General features: G+C 76.1%; 11 protein-coding genes. 6 read left to right on the top strand and 5 right to left on the bottom strand.

Going from position 1 to position 14,289, the window contains the following annotated elements:
- Positions 1 to 212 precede the first annotated feature (212 nt).
- The gene (locus tag HDA43_RS27125) at positions 213 to 707 is read right to left on the bottom strand and encodes a DUF3145 domain-containing protein (protein ID WP_179826707.1); all 495 of its coding nucleotides are present in this window, start codon (positions 705 to 707) and stop codon (positions 213 to 215) included.
- A 126-nt stretch (positions 708 to 833) separates the two neighbouring features.
- On the opposite strand from HDA43_RS27125, the gene HDA43_RS35420 reads away from it, so the two are divergent.
- The 4 genes from HDA43_RS35420 (at position 834) to HDA43_RS27105 (ending at position 5,657) form a co-directional block, all read left to right on the top strand.
- Positions 834 to 2,075: a S8 family peptidase gene (locus HDA43_RS35420; protein ID WP_312873562.1), complete on the top strand. Its 1,242-nt coding sequence runs from the start codon at positions 834 to 836 to the stop codon at positions 2,073 to 2,075.
- Between the two features lie 61 nt (positions 2,076 to 2,136).
- Positions 2,137 to 2,706 carry an RNA polymerase sigma factor gene (locus HDA43_RS27115; RefSeq protein WP_179826706.1) on the top strand — a complete coding sequence of 190 codons (570 nt, stop codon included), beginning with the start codon at positions 2,137 to 2,139 and terminating at the stop codon, positions 2,704 to 2,706.
- Positions 2,703 to 3,167 carry a hypothetical protein gene (locus HDA43_RS27110; RefSeq protein ID WP_179826705.1) on the top strand — a complete coding sequence of 155 codons (465 nt, stop codon included), beginning with the start codon at positions 2,703 to 2,705 and terminating at the stop codon, positions 3,165 to 3,167. Before HDA43_RS27115 ends, HDA43_RS27110 begins: the two co-directional genes overlap by 4 nt.
- Positions 3,168 to 5,657, top strand: a complete 2,490-nt coding sequence (locus HDA43_RS27105) for a CHAT domain-containing protein (RefSeq protein WP_179826704.1) — start codon at positions 3,168 to 3,170, stop codon at positions 5,655 to 5,657.
- Between the two features lie 136 nt (positions 5,658 to 5,793).
- Here the strand turns inward: HDA43_RS27105 and HDA43_RS27100 are convergent, their stop codons facing one another.
- The 3 genes from HDA43_RS27100 to HDA43_RS27090 all read right to left on the bottom strand — a co-directional run bounded on the left by HDA43_RS27100 (position 5,794) and on the right by HDA43_RS27090 (position 9,964).
- Positions 5,794 to 6,606 carry a sulfurtransferase gene (locus HDA43_RS27100; protein ID WP_179826702.1) on the bottom strand — a complete coding sequence of 271 codons (813 nt, stop codon included), beginning with the start codon at positions 6,604 to 6,606 and terminating at the stop codon, positions 5,794 to 5,796.
- A gap of 99 nt (positions 6,607 to 6,705) precedes the next feature.
- Positions 6,706 to 7,296 carry a DUF5998 family protein gene (locus HDA43_RS27095; protein WP_179826700.1) on the bottom strand — a complete coding sequence of 197 codons (591 nt, stop codon included), beginning with the start codon at positions 7,294 to 7,296 and terminating at the stop codon, positions 6,706 to 6,708.
- 37 nt (positions 7,297 to 7,333) lie between these two features.
- Positions 7,334 to 9,964, bottom strand: a complete 2,631-nt coding sequence (locus HDA43_RS27090; RefSeq protein ID WP_179826699.1) for a bifunctional acetate--CoA ligase family protein/GNAT family N-acetyltransferase — start codon at positions 9,962 to 9,964, stop codon at positions 7,334 to 7,336.
- A 175-nt stretch (positions 9,965 to 10,139) separates the two neighbouring features.
- On the opposite strand from HDA43_RS27090, the gene HDA43_RS27085 reads away from it, so the two are divergent.
- Entirely contained in the window at positions 10,140 to 11,033 is an 894-nt protein-coding gene (locus HDA43_RS27085; protein ID WP_179826697.1) for a carbohydrate kinase family protein, read from the top strand.
- Positions 11,034 to 11,155: 122 nt separating this feature from the next.
- Here the strand turns inward: HDA43_RS27085 and HDA43_RS27080 are convergent, their stop codons facing one another.
- Complete coding sequence (locus tag HDA43_RS27080) at positions 11,156 to 13,225, bottom strand: RecQ family ATP-dependent DNA helicase (protein ID WP_179828711.1); 2,070 nt, start codon at positions 13,223 to 13,225, stop codon at positions 11,156 to 11,158.
- Positions 13,226 to 13,348: 123 nt separating this feature from the next.
- Between HDA43_RS27080 and HDA43_RS27075 the strand changes: the two genes are divergently transcribed.
- Positions 13,349 to 13,954, top strand: coding sequence for a GNAT family N-acetyltransferase (locus HDA43_RS27075; protein ID WP_179826695.1), 606 nt, complete (start codon positions 13,349 to 13,351; stop codon positions 13,952 to 13,954).
- Positions 13,955 to 14,289 lie beyond the last annotated feature (335 nt).

The following is a 14,289-nucleotide window of genomic DNA, read 5'->3' as shown; positions in this document are numbered from 1 at the left end:
CGGGTTCCGGAAGACCCGCGTGACACGCGACGCCCCCGCCGGCCGATGCCGGCGGGGGCGTCCTGCTTGCACGGGGAGGGGTCGGCGCGCCGCCGGGCGGCCGTGCGGGGAGGTCGGCGCCGCCGGACGGCTGTATGAAGGGGCGCGCGCCGTCAGAAGGCTGTGCCGCGCGCCGCCGAGTGGCCGCGCGGGGCGGCGGGATCCGCGCGCCGTCAGACGGCGGCGTGCAGCCAGCGGACCGGCGCGCCCTCGCCGGCGTACCGGAACGACTCCAGCTCGGCGTCCCACTGCTTGCCGAGCAGCTTGTCGAGCTCCTCCTCCAGCACCACCCGGCCCTGCCGCGCCATGAGCATGACCGAGCGCAGGCGGTCCTCGGGCACCAGGATGTCACCCGAGGCGCCGATCACCGCCGTGAAGGCGCCGAGGGACGGCGTGTAGGCGTGCCGGGACCCGTCGGCACCCGTTGAGGGGTCCTCGGTGATCTCGAACCTGATGCGCTGCCAGCCCATCAGGGACGAGGTGATGGCCGCCGCCGTCCCCGGGCGGCCGACCCATTCGGCCTGCGCGCGCACGTGGCCGGGCGCGGCCGGCTGCGGGGTCCAGTTCAGGTCAACGGGCACGCCAAGGACACCCGCGACCGCCCATTCGATATGCGGGCACAGCGCAGGCTGAGCCGAGTGGACGTAAAGCACGCCACGAGCAGACACCGGACCTCCCGTTTCGTACGAGGTGCGCCTTCCCCAACGGCCTCGCCCAGGATGATCACAAGTGACTGTAGGAGAGACTACCGTCGGTTGTGACGTCGCACCAGAGGGGGGTCATACCGAGATGCCGTGCGACCGTCCTCCGGCTGGGGCATCCTCGAAGGAGGACGATCCCGCGACCCGCCGCCCGACCCTCCGGAGAGCAACATGGACGCCGACATCGAACGGGTGGAGCCCGTCCCGGGAGCACCGGCCCTGATCAGGCGCGACCAGTTGCTCACGGACGCCGCGGGCATGGCCGCCGTCGCCCGGTGGACCGCCGCGGCGGCCGAGGCCGACGGGGTCTTCCGGATACGGCTCCTGCCCGGCGTCGACGTCTGCGATCTGGCCGCCACGGTTCGCGACCGCGGGCACGCGGCCTCGCCCAACCACATCCTGGTGGGCCAGCCCCTCTTCTTCGGCGGCCCGGCCTCCCGCCCCTTCCCCGCGCCGCCTCCTCCGCCGCCCGGCGCCGTGCCGGGGGACGGGCCGGACGGCCCGGGGGACGCCGGAGACGGCGGGAACGGCGGGGTGCCCGGCGATGTCCCGGGCGGCGGACCGGGCGGACCCGGCGGGCCGGGCGGGCCGGGCGGGCCGGTGACCGTCGCGGTCGCCGACACCGGCCTGGCCGCGCACCCCTGGTGGCGGGACCTCCCGTGGTTCCTCGAACGGCGGCACGATGCCGCCGAGGTGCCCGACGCCGACGGCGACGGGCGGCTGGACGCCCAGGCCGGGCACGGCACGTTCGTCACCGGGCTGATCCTGCGGTCGGCCCCGGAGGCGCGGATGCGCCCGCTGCGGGTGCTGGACGGCCGAGGCGTCGGGGACGAGGCCGGGCTGCTGCGGGCGCTGGCGCGGCTGCGGGACGAGCCGCCCCAGGTGCTCAACCTCTCCATGGGCGGGCACACCTACGACGACCGGCCCTCCCCCCTGCTGGAGGCCGCCCTGGCCGGCCTGCCGGGCACCGTCGCGGTGGCCTGCGCGGGCAACACCGCCTCCGACCGGCCGTTCTGGCCGGCCGCGCTGCCCGGGGTGATCGCCGTCGGCGCGCTGGACGCGGCCGGGCGGGACCGGGCGCCGTTCTCGGCCCACGGCCCCTGGGTCGACGCCTGCGCCCCCGGCGAGTGGCTGACCAGCTCCTTCCTGGAGCACGGGGCGTTCCACGGCTACGCGCGCTGGAGCGGCACCTCCTTCGCCGCCGCCGTGGTCAGCGGCGCGATCGCCGCCGCGGCCCGGGAGCGGACGCCCGCCGAGGCCGCCGCGTACGTTCTCGATCCGGAACGGAACCGCAAAATCTCAGATCTCGGCGTCGTCGTGGCCGGACCAAGGTAAAGTCTCACCCAAAGTCACCATTGAGACACACAGAGTGTCCGGGACGGCTTCGGAGGCGCCGGTGAGCGACCAGCACACGATCGACGCCGCGCTGGCGGGCGACCAGGCGGCATGGGACACGCTGGTGAACCGGTTCTCCGGCCCCCTGTGGTCGGTGGCCCGCGCCTACGGGCTGAGCGCGGCGGACGCCGCGGACGCGGTGCAGGGCACCTGGCTGCGACTGCTGGAGAGCCTGCACACCATCCGCGACCCCGGCCGGCTCGGTTCATGGCTGTTCACCACGGTCCGGCGGGAGGCGTCCCTGCTCGGCAGGCGGAGCCGCGGCGAGCGGCCGGTCGCCGATCCGGCCGACGCCGGCGGGTTCCGCCCCGGTTCGTCGCCGGCCGAGGACGCCCCCGACCCGGCCCTGCTCGTGCTCAGCGCCGACGAGGGCCGCCGTCTCTGGCTGGCCGTCGAGGCGATGCAGGAGCCGTGCCGCTCGCTGTTCCGGCTGATGGCGACGGCGCCCGACGCGGGCGTCCACCAGCTCGCCGGACGCCTGGGCATGCCCAGCGGCAGCTACGGCCCCACCCGGGGCCGGTGCCTGAACCGACTACGCACCATGCTCACCGCCCAGGAGGCCGCATCTTGACCCGACGTCCCGCCGCGATCGACGACGAGTCCCTGATCGCCGCGCTCCGCCTGGCGGCCGGCCGGGATCCCGTGCCAGGTCACGTCCCGGCGACCGCGCGCGCTGCCTTCGGCCTGCGGCTGCCCGGCGCCGCCACGGCCCTGCCCGTGGCGGCGCCGGCACCGCGGGGCGTCCGCGACGGCGGGGAGGAGCGGCTGCTCCGCTTCACCACGGCCGGGCTCACCGTCGACCTGGAGGTCACCTCGATGGACGGCCTGGTCGATCTGGCCGGGCAGGTCTCCCCCTGCCCGGAGGAGGGGACGCGGGTCGAGGTCCGCACCCCGCACCTCACCGAGGCGCGGGAGCTGTCGGCGACCGGTCAGTTCGCCGTGACGGGCCTGCCCCCGGGCTGGTTCAGCGTGGTGTGCCACCGGCCGGGGCAGGTCCCCGTCGTCACCAGCTGGACCAGGATCCGCCCGTAGGTGACCACCGACGAAGCGCTCGCCGCCGCCGAGCGGGCACTGGAGCTGTCCGGCAGCGACCCGGCCGCCGCACGGGAGCTGGCCCGCGACGTGCTCCGCTCCGCGGACCCCTGGAGCTCCGCGGACCCCGAGAGCTCCGCGAACCCCTGGAGCTCCGCGGACCCCTGGAGCTCCGCGAACCCTTGGAGCTCCGCGAACCCTTGGAGCTCCGCGGAGGCCGCGGCGGTCGCCCACCGGGCGCTGGCGGTGGCCGCGCGGGAGCTGGGCGACCTGCCACTGGCCGAGGAGCACCTGCGGCGCGCGGTGCGTGTGGCGCTGCGGGCGGGCCTGCCGTACCGGGCGGCGCAGGCTCGGCTGTCGCTGGTGCACGTCCTCACCGAGCTGGGCCACCCCCGGCGGGCGCTGGCCGTCGCGACGGCGGCCGAGCCGTGCCTGCCGCCCGCCGAGACGGCCAGGCTCGCCGTGCACCGGGCCGGGGCGCTGACCCGCCTGGGCCGCTACGCCGAGGCCCTCGCCCAGTGCGACCGGGCCGTGGGCGCCCTGGACGGCGACGCCCACTATCTCGCCGGGGCCCTGCTGAACCGGGGGCTGAGCAGGGTGTTCCTGGGGTGCTTCGGGGAGGCCGAGGCCGACCTGCGCCGCTGCGCGGAGCTGGCGCGGGGCGCGGGCCTGGACCACGTGCTCGCCCTCGCCGAGGGCAACCTGCCGTTCCTGGCCGCCCGGCGCGGCGACCTGCCCGCCGCGTTCGCCGCCTACCGGCGCGCCGAGAACAACCTGTTCGGCTTTCCGGAGCGGCTTGCGACGATGCGCTGCGATCTGGCGGAGGCGCTGGTCGACGCCCACCTGCCGGGTGAGGCGCGGGCGCTGCTCGACCTGGCGGTGCCGGAGCTCTCGGCGGCGGGGGCGGAGGTGGCGCTGGCCGACGCCCGGCTGCTGCTCGCCCGGGTGGAGCTGCGCACCGGCGACCCGCGCCGCGCCGCCGAGCACGCCGAGCCGGCCGCGGCCGCCCTGGCCGCGCAGGGCAGGACGGCGCTGGTGCCGCTCGCCGCCGAGGTGCTGCTGCGGGCTCGCCTGGCGTCCGGCCCACCGTCCCGGGAGCTGGCCGCCGAGCTGCTCTCGTGCGCGGCCGACCTCGACGGCGCGGGCCGCCCCGACCTGTCCCGTGAGCTGCGGTTCACCGCGGCCGAGACCGTCCTGTGGCTGGGCGACCGGGCGGGCGCCCGCGAGCAGCTCGCCGTCCTCGCCCGCCGCGCCCCGGGGCTGCTGCGCCACCGGGCCGCCGCGCTGCACCGGGCGCTGTCCGGCGACCGGCGCGGCGCGTTCGCGGCCGTCCGCGCCGGGCTGGTCGAGGCGGGCTCCGCCGCGTCGGCCCTCGGCGATCCCGCGATCCGGGCGTACGCCGTCGGCGCCGGTGAGCCGCTGGCCCGCTTCGGGCTGGCGCTCGCGCTGGAGACGGGGCGGGGCCGCGCGGTCCTCGCCTGGGCCGAACGGTGGCGGGCGGTCGCCGGGGGCGCCGGGCGGCCCGCGGCGCCCGATGTCGAGGAGCTGCGGGCCGCTCTGGGGGAGGCGGCGCTGGTGGAGTTCGTCCGCGACGGCGACGGGCTGGTGGCCGTCGCCGTCACCCCCGAGCGCGTCGCGCTGCGCCGGCTCGGCCCCTTCACCGCCGTCGCCGAGGCCACCGTACGGCTCCGGTACGGCCTGCGCCGGGCACACCTGCGCGACGGCCGGGTCCCGGGACTGGACGGCGACGCGGCGCTGCTGGAGCGGCTGCTGTTCGGCGCGCTGCGCCGGCCGCTCGGCGACCGGCCGCTGGTCGTCGTGCCGACCGGTTCGCTGCACACCCTGCCCTGGCCGGTGCTGCCGCTGAACGCCGGTCGTCCCGTCACCGTGGCGTCCGCCGCGGCGGCCTGGCTGGCCGGGCACCGGGCGCCCGACGGACCGGGCGGAAGGACCGTGGCGGTCGCCGGTCCCGCGCTGCGCTGCGCCGGCGCCGAGGCGGCCATGGTCGCCGCCCGCCGTCCCGGCACGGAGCGGGTGGCGGCGCGGCGGGCCGAGGTGCTGGCGGCGCTGGAGGGCGCCGAGGTGGCGCACCTGGCCGCGCACGGGGTGTTCTCCCCGGGCAGCCCGCTGTTGTCCAGCATCCATCTCGACGACGGGCCGCTGATGGCCTACGACCTGCTGCGGCTGCGCCGGCCGCCCACGCTGGCGGTGCTGTCGGCGTGCGACGCGGGCATGGCGCGGGTGCCCGCCGACGGGGCGCCGCTGGGGCTGGCCGGGGCCTTCCTGTCGGTGGGGTCGCGGTGCGTGGTGGCCAGCCTGGTGCCGGTGCGCGACGAGCCGGCGCTGGCGCTGATGGAGGTCTTCCACGAGCTGCTGGCCGCCGGGCATCCGCCGGCCCGGGCGCTGGCCGCGGCGAGCGCGAAGACCGGGGTGGCGGGGTTCGCCTGCTTCGGGTACGGCGACCGGCCGGTCCCGGCCGCCCGGCCGTAGGGCCCCGGCCGCCTCATCGGATCGGAACCGGCTCCGGCCGGACCTGAACCGGCCGTCCCGGACGATCACCGGGAACCGGCCGGACCAGAACCGTCCATCCCGGCCGGCCGGCGGGAGCCGCCCGGCCGGGACCGGGTCAGCCGGTGGCGATCGGCCGGGAGGGGTCGGCCACCCAGTTGGACCAGGAGCCGACGTAGAGGGCGGCGGGGAGGCCCGCCACGTCCAGCGCGAGCACCTGGTGCGCCGCCGTCACGCCTGAGCCGCAGTAGGCGCCGACCGCGACGCCCGGCACGGCGCCCAGGGTGTTGAACCGCTCGCGCAGGAACTCCGGCTGGTGGAAGCGCCCGGCGGGATCGACGTTCTCGAAGGTGGGGGCGCTCACCGCGCCGGGGATGTGCCCGGCGACGGGGTCGATCGGCTCGACCTCGCCCCGGTAGCGCTCGGCGGCGCGGGCGTCCAGCAGTACCCCTTCGGTGGCCAGCTCCAGCGCCTGGCCCGCGTCGAGGACGGGCATCCCGCCCGGCCGCGCGACGAAGTCACCGGGCCGCGCGGACTCCTCCCCCGCCGCGACGGGCCGCCCCTCGGCGACCCAGGCGCGCAGGCCGCCGTCGAGGACGCGGACGTCGGGGTGGCCGAAGTAGCGCAGCGTCCACCACGCCCGCGCGGCGGCGGTGGCGTCGGCCTCGTCGTAGACGACGACCGGGCGGGAGCCGGACACGCCCAGTCGGCGCATCGCCTCCTGGAACGCCCCGGCCGCCGGCAGCGGGTGGCGGCCCTCCGGTCCGGGCGGCGCCGCGAGGTCGGCGTTGAGATCGCAGAAGACCGCGCCGGGAATGTGGCCCTCGCGGTAGGCGTCGCGCCCGGGCGGGCCCCCGAGCCTCCATCGCACGTCCAGGACGGCCGGGTCGTCCAGGGCCGCCAGCTCGGCCGGAGTGATCAGCGGGCTCATCAGGTGCTCACCTTCGCAAGGAGTTCGGGATCCGGGGCGGACGGCCACGAGGCGGCGCGGGCGGTGGGCACGCGCGCCGTGTCCGGGCCGTGGAGACGGCTAGGAGGCGGCGCGGGCGGTGGCCTCCGACAGCGCCTTGGCGAAGGTCAGCACGTGGGTGACCGCCTCGGGGCCGTCGGCCGCCTCGCTCACGCGCAGCGACAGGTCGTCGGCCGTGACGGCACCGGTGTAGCCGTGGTCGGCCTCGCAGTTCTCGTCGCCGCAGGTGGCGGGCTCCAGATCGACGTGGGAGATGGCCCCCCAGCCGATGGTGAGCGTCACCTCCGTGGGCGGCACGCCCGGCACGTAGGAGGCGGGGTCGGGGACCACCCGGGTGACGGAGACCGATTGGATCCGGCTGAGACGCACCGCCTCGGTGGTCGTGGAGGCGTGCGACGCCGAGACCCCCTCCACCGCGGGGTGCTCGTCGGTGTGGCAGACGAGCAGCCGGGTGGGTGAGAGCACCAGGACGGTGACGTGCCTGCGCACCTCCATCGCCGGGTCGAAGGTGGCCTCGTGGTGCACCACGTACGCCGTCACCGGCTCCTTGCCCAGGGCGGATTCGACCGCGTCGGTGACCAGGTCGGGGTAGTAGCCGCTGCGGTCGATGGCGTCGCGCAGTCCGGATGCCGAGAGTCGGGTATCCCTCATGGGTCCATCCTGCCCTGTCCGGGGCAGCGCTTTCACCTCACGCCGGGAACCCGCCCAGGCGGCGCGGGCCGCCGTCGATCCGTGGACCGGGCGGCTCGCGCAGCACGGCGCGCGCCCCCAGGACGATCGCCTCCGACTCCCCCACCAGCACCGGGTCGAGGTCGAGCCTGACCACCTCGGGCAGGTCGTCGGCCAGCCGCCCGACCCGGACCAGCAGGTCCGTGAGGGCCTCCACCGCGACCGGCGGGTAGCCGTACCCGCCCAGCAGCAGGGGCGCCGTGCGCGGCACCCGCACCAGGGCCGCGGCGTCCTCCCTGCTGAGCGGGGCGAGCCCGTACGCCTCGTCGCGCAGCAGCCGGGCGGTGACCTCGCCCAGCCCGAACGACACGACCGCGCCGAACGCGGCGTCCTCGACGACTCCGATCACCGTCGGCACCGCGGGCTGCGGGACCATCCGCTGCACCGCGAGGGCGGCGTCCAGGCCGAGCTGCCGGGACAGCCCCTCGAACGCCTCGCGCACCCCGTCGGGGCCGGTCAGGCCGAGCCGTACGGTCCCGGCGCGCTTGGCCGCCTCGGGGTCGGCGGCCTTGAGCGCCACCGGCCAGCCCAGCCGCTCCGCCGCCGCCACGGCGTGCTCCGCGGAGTCCACCCGCTCGGCCGGCCACACCCGTACCCCGTAGCAGGCGAGCAGCCCGGCGGCGTCGGTCTCGGCGGCCCCCTCCCGCAGCCCGGCCCGCACCAGCCGCCGCGCGGCGGCGGTGTCCACGCCGTCCGGCTCCTCCGGGACCCCGGCGGGCCGCTCCCGCCAGCGGGCGTACCGCACGGCGTGGGACAGCGCGCGGACCGCCTCCTCCGGCGCCGGGTACGACGGGATGGACCCCCACCCGGGCACCGGGTCCGTCCGCAGCTCCGGCGGCATGCCGGTCCGGCCCTCGAACGTGGCCAGCACCGGCTTGCCCTGGTCGCGCGAGACCCGGAGCAGCTCGGCGGCGACCTCGGCGGCCGGGCCGGGGATCGGCGGCATGTAGATCACGACGACCGCGTCCACGTCCGGCAGCACCGACGCGAGGGCCCCGCCGAACTCGGCCGCCCCCGCGGCCGCGCCGAGGTTGACCGGCGGCCGGGGCTCCAGCCCGGCCCGCACGCAGGCGTCCGCCGCGAGCAGCGCCATCGCGTCGGAGTTGCTGACCAGGCCCACCCGGGGCCCGGCCGGCAGCGGCTGGTGGGCCAGCAACTGCGCCACGTCGAACTGCTGGACCAGGTCGTCCACCCGGATCACCCCCGCCTGCTCGAACAGCGAGCTGAGCGCGGTGTCGGGCAGACCGAGCACCGGCGCGGCGTGGCCGGTCGGCACGTTCTGGGTGGCGCCGCCGCTCTTGACCACCACGATCGGCTTGCGCCGGGAGATCCGCCGGGTGAGGCGGGCGAACTTGCGGGGGTTCCCCAGCGACTCCAGGTAGAGCAGGATCACGTCGGTGGCCGGGTCCTCCTCCCAGTACTGCAGCAGGTCGTTGCCCGAGACGTCGGCCCGGTTGCCCGCCGACACGAAGGAGGAGATGCCCATGCCACGCTGGGCCACCCGCTGCAGCAGGGCGGTGCCCAGCGCGCCGGACTGGCTGAAGAAGCCGACCCGCCCCCGGCCGGGGACGGTCGCGGCGAGCGTGGCGTTCAGCCGGACCGCCGGGTCGGTGTTGGCGACGCCGAGGCAGTTGGGGCCGACGACGCGCAGGCCGTACGCGCGGGCGATGCGGACCAGCTCGTCCTGCCTGGCCCGACCCTCGGGGCCGGTCTCGCCGAACCCGGAGGAGACCACGATCAGCCCGCGCACGCCCTTCTCCGCGCACTCCTTGACCACCTCGATCACCCCTTCGGCGGGTACGGCCAGCACGGCGAGGTCCACCTCGCCGTCGATGGCCGTCACGCTGGGGTAGGCCCGCACCCCGGCGACCGCCCGGGCCTCACGGTGCACCGGGTACACCGGCCCGGTGAAGTCGGCGGCGAGCAGGTTGCGCAGCACGGTCTGCCCGACCCCGCCGGGTTCGCGGCCGGCGCCGACGACGGCCACCGATCCCGGGGACAGCAGCCGCTTGATCGAGCGCGCCTCGGCCCGGTGCTCGCGGGCGGCGGTCACCTCCTGGGAGGTCTCGGTGGGGGTGAGGTCGAGGGTCATCCGGACCACGCCGTCGGCGAAGCGGCTCTGCGCGGTGTAGCCGGCCTGTTTGAGGACGGTCATCATCTTCTGGTTGGCCGGCAGCACGTCGGCGACGAACCGGGAGATCCCCCGCTCCCGGGCCGTCGCGGCCAGGTGCTCCAGCAGCACCGAGGCGACTCCGCGGCCCTGGTGGGCGTCCTCGACGAGGAAGGCCACCTCGGCCTCGGCCGGGTCGATCCGGTCGTAGCGGATGACCGCCACCATCTCCGTGCCGATCGTGGCGATCAGTGCCACCCGGTCGGTGTAGTCGACGTTGGTGAACCAGGTGATCTCCCGGTCCGAGAGGCGGGGTCTGGGGCCGAAGAAGCGGAAGTAGATCGACTCCTCCGACAGCCGCGAGTAGAACGCGCGCAGCAGGTCGGCGTCGGCCGGATGGATCGGGCGGACATGGGCGGTCCCGCCGTCCGACAGGACGACGTCCGCCTCCCAGTGGGCGGGGTACTGAGCAGCCTCCACAGTCCCGAGAGTAAACGTGAATCACACAAGCCGGACCTGCCGGGCGGATTCCCACAACGCTTGTGCATCGACTACGCTCCGCTCTTCGCTCCCGACCCCATACGCGGTCCGGAAGCTGTTAAGTTTTTCGCGGCTAGAGGCACTTCAGTATCGAAGGCAGCAAGGTGGTGACATCATGACGCGGGTGGTCGTGGTGGGCGATCTCATGACCGACGCCGTCGCGCGGGCTCGCTACCCGCTGGCCCGCGCCAGCGACACACCGGCGATCGTCACCATGCACGGCGGCGGCTCGGGCGCCAACATCTCCTCCTGGCTCGCCGTCGAGGGCGCCGAGGTCGCCTTCATCGGGCGCCGGGGGGCCGACATCACCGGCCGCAACCGCGACATGGAGTTGATGGGCTACGGCGTCGACGCCCGCCTGGTCATGGACCCCGAGCGGCCGACCGGCACGTGCGTGGTGCTCATCACCCACAAGGGTGAGCGCACCATGCTGTCCGACCCCGGGGCCAACGCCGCCCTGTCGCCCGAGGACCTGCCGCGCGACCTGTTCGTCCAGGGCGGCCACCTGCACCTGTCGGGCTACACCCTGATCAACGAGGGCTCCCGCGAGGCGGGGCTCGCCGCCCTGAAGCTGGCCGGCCGCGCCGGGATGACCGTCTCGGTCGACTGCTCCTCCTCCGCGCCCCTGGAGCGGACGGGCGCCGAGCCGTTCCTGGAGTGGACCGAGGACGCCAAGCTGCTGTTCGCCAACGCCGACCAGGCCAAGGTGCTGACCGGCCGCGACGACCCCGCCGCGGCGGCCAAGGTGCTCACCGCGTGGTTCCCCCAGGTCGTCGTCAAGCTCGCCGACGAGGGCGCCCTGTGGTACGCCAACGGCCGCGGTGAGCCGGTGAGGTGCCCGGCCGAGGCGGTGGACCGCGTGGTGGACGGCACCGGCGCCGGCGACGCCTTCGTCGCCGGGTTCCTGCCCTCCTGGCTGGACAAGAAGCCCCCGGCGGAGGCACTCGCCGCCGGCTGCCGGCTGGCCGCCAAGGCGATCTCACACCTCGGCGCCCGCCCCCGCCTCTGACCTCTCCCGCACGTCCCGCCCCGCGACCGGCTCGTACGGCCGGCCCGGTGGCCCGGTGGCCGGGTACGGCGGAGCCTGCCGCGGCCGGCTCCGCCGTACCCGTGGGCCGGCCGCGGACGGGGTCAGCTCGTCACGGCGAGGGCCAGCGGCAGCACGGCCGGGGCCCCGGCGTGGCGGATCATCGCGGCGCCGAGGGTCATGCTCCAGCCCGTGTCGACGCGGTCGTCGACCAGCAGGACCGGGCCGCCCGCCTGGGCCACGGCCGCGCCGAGCGCCGAGGGCATGGCCAGGGTGGCGCGGACCGCCTGGACCCGCTGGGCGCTGTTGAACTGGCGTCCCGGCGGGCCGGAGCGGTAGCCCAGCTCGCCCAGGAAGGACAGCCTGCCGACCTGGGCCAGCCGCTCGGCCAGGCTGCGGACGAGCAGCGGCCTGCTCGCCGAGGGCATCGCGACCACCGCCGTCGGCCGCTCGGCCCACTCCCACGACGACAGCACCTTCACCACCGCGGCGAAGACGTCGTCGGGCACCGGGCCGTCGGGGGCGTTCTCGGCCAGCATGCCGCGCAGGCGGTTGCCCCAGCCGATGTCGGTCAGCCGGCCCAGCGCCCGGCCGGTCCCGGCGCCCAGCTCCGGCTTGATCCGGCCCTTGAGGTCGGCCAGCCCGGTCGGCCACTGCCTGCGCGGCTCGATCTCCACGCCGGGCCGGTGCAGGGTCGCCGCCGCCCGCTCCACCTCCTCCGCGGCCACCTCGGGCGAGCGGTGCGCGCCGGTGCAGTTGTCACAACGGCCGCAGGGCACGGCGGTGTCGTCGTCCAGGCAGCGGCGCAGGAACACCTCGCGGCACTCGGTGGTGCCGAGGTATTCGAGCATGGCCTTCTGCTCGGCCTCGCGGGCCGCGGCCACCCGGGCGTAGCGGTCGGCGTCGTAGTGCCACGGCTCGCCGGTGGCCTCCCAGCCGCCCCTGACCCGGCGCACCGCACCGTCCACGTCGAGGACCTTGAGCATGGTCTCCAGGCGGCTGCGGCTGAGGTCGACGCGGTTCTCCAGCGCGGCCGTGGACAGCACGCCGCCCTCCTCCAGGGCCGCCAGCACGGCCCGCACGACCGGCTCCGGGGGGAACGCCAGGGAGGCGAAGTAGGCCCAGATCTCGCGGTCCTCGGGGCCGGGCAGCAGGATCACCTCGGCCCGCTCGACCCCGCGGCCGGCCCGGCCGACCTGCTGGTAGTAGGCGACGGGCGACTGGGGCGCTCCGACGTGGACGACGAAGCCGAGGTCGGGCTTGTCGTATCCCATGCCGAGCGCGGAGGTGGCGACCAGCGCCTTGACCTTGTTGTCCAGCAGGGCCTGCTCGGCGGCCAGCCGCTCGGCCTGCTCGGTCTGCCCGGAGTAGGCGATCACCTCGTGGCCCTGCCCGCGGAGGTAGGCGGCGATCTCCTGGGCCGCGGCCACGGTGAGGGTGTAGACGATGCCCGAGCCCGGCAGCTCGTGCAGCGTCTGCGCGAGCCAGGCCAGGCGCTCCTCGGCGCCGCGCAGCCGTACGACGCTCAGGTGGAGGCTCTCGCGCTCCAGCGGGCCGCGCAGGACGAGGGTGTCCTCGCCGAGCTGCTCGGCGACGTCGCGGGTGACGCGTGCGTTGGCGGTGGCGGTGGTGGCCAGGACCGGCACGCCCTCCGGCAGCCCCTCGAACAGCGTGCGCAGCCTGCGGTAGTCGGGGCGGAAGTCGTGGCCCCAGTCGGAGATGCAGTGCGCCTCGTCCACCACGACCAGGCCCGCGCTCTCGGCCAGCTCGGGCAGGACCTGGTCGCGGAACTCGGGGTTGTTGAGCCGCTCGGGGCTGACCAGCAGCACGTCGACCATGCCCTCGGCGACCTGGCCGTAGACCTGCTCCCACTCCTCGGGGTTGGCGGAGTTGACGGTGACGGCGTGGATCCCGGCGCGCTCGGCGGCGGCGATCTGGTTGCGCATCAGGGCCAGCAGCGGCGAGACGATGACGGTCGGCCCCTCGCCCAGCTCGCGCAGCAGGGCGGTGGCGACGAAGTAGACCGCCGACTTGCCCCAGCCGGTGCGCTGCACCACGAGCGCCCGGCCGCGGTCCATCACCAGCGCCTTTATGGCCGACCACTGGTCCTCGCGCAGCCGGGCGTGCTCACCGGCCAGCGCCCGCAGCCGTTCCTCGGCCTCTTCGCGCAGCATCTGCTCTTCGCTCACGGCTCATTGCTACCAGTTCCGGCGGACTGTTTTCCGCATCACCGGGATCTCCCGGGTTCATCCGGCGGCGGACCGGCGACCCCCGCGGCGTGGTTGGATTCAGGCATCATGGACGTGACCACCTGGTACCTCGAACAGACCTCCCCCTCCGACCTGATCGCGGCCCGGCCTCCGGCGATCGGGCTCGACATCGCACTCGCCGAGGTGCCCTCCCCCGAGTTCAGCCGGTTCCTGTACACGGCGGTGGGCGGCGACTGGCACTGGAGCGAGCGGCTCCCGTGGACCTGGCAGCAGTGGGCCGACTGGCTGGCGGGCGGAGTGGAGACCTGGGTGGCCTACCACCGCGGCACCCCGGCGGGCTACGTCGAGCTCCTGCCCTGCGACGACGGGGCGGTGGAGATCACCTCCTTCGGCCTGCTGCCGTGGGCGATCGGCAGGGGCGCCGGCGGGCGCCTGCTGGAGACCGGCACGGCCCGCGCCTGGGACATCGCCGACCGCAGGCCGAGCCTCGCGCCGACCCGGCGGGTGTGGCTGCACACCTGCTCCCTCGACGGCTCCGCCGCGCTGCCCAACTACCGGGCGCGGGGATTCCGGGTCTACGACACGAAGGTCAACGTCCCGGACGACGCCTACGACGGCCCACCGGCCGGCGCGTGGCCGGGGGCGGGGGCGCGGCCGTACGGAGGCTCGGAGGCCGCCCCGGAGCACGGATAGGACGCCTGCCCGCTCCCCCGGACGCGGGGCGGGCCCACGGGGCGCTCCGGACCGCGGACGGGGCGCCGGGGCCGCTCCCGGATGTTCCCGGCCGCGACCGGCGCGCCCGCCGCGCCCGGCGGCGCGCACGGGCGTCCGGAAGTGTCACCGGGCGTGAGTATGGTAACGAGACGCGGAACGGCCGCCGGCGCCGTCCGCACACGCCCCGCGCACCGCCCGAGCCCTTCCCGGGCGCGCCGGGGCCGGCGGTTGTGACACCACGAAGACGAGGAAGACGACAAGGAGGACGCGCTTCCCTCTCGGCCCCCGGGCCGAGGTGCCCGCGCGAGGAGAAT

Source organism: Streptosporangium sandarakinum (assembly GCF_013409935.1).
Classification (GTDB): Bacteria; Actinomycetota; Actinomycetes; order Streptosporangiales; family Streptosporangiaceae; genus Streptosporangium; species Streptosporangium nondiastaticum.
This window is presented reverse-complemented; position numbering and strand designations above follow the sequence as displayed.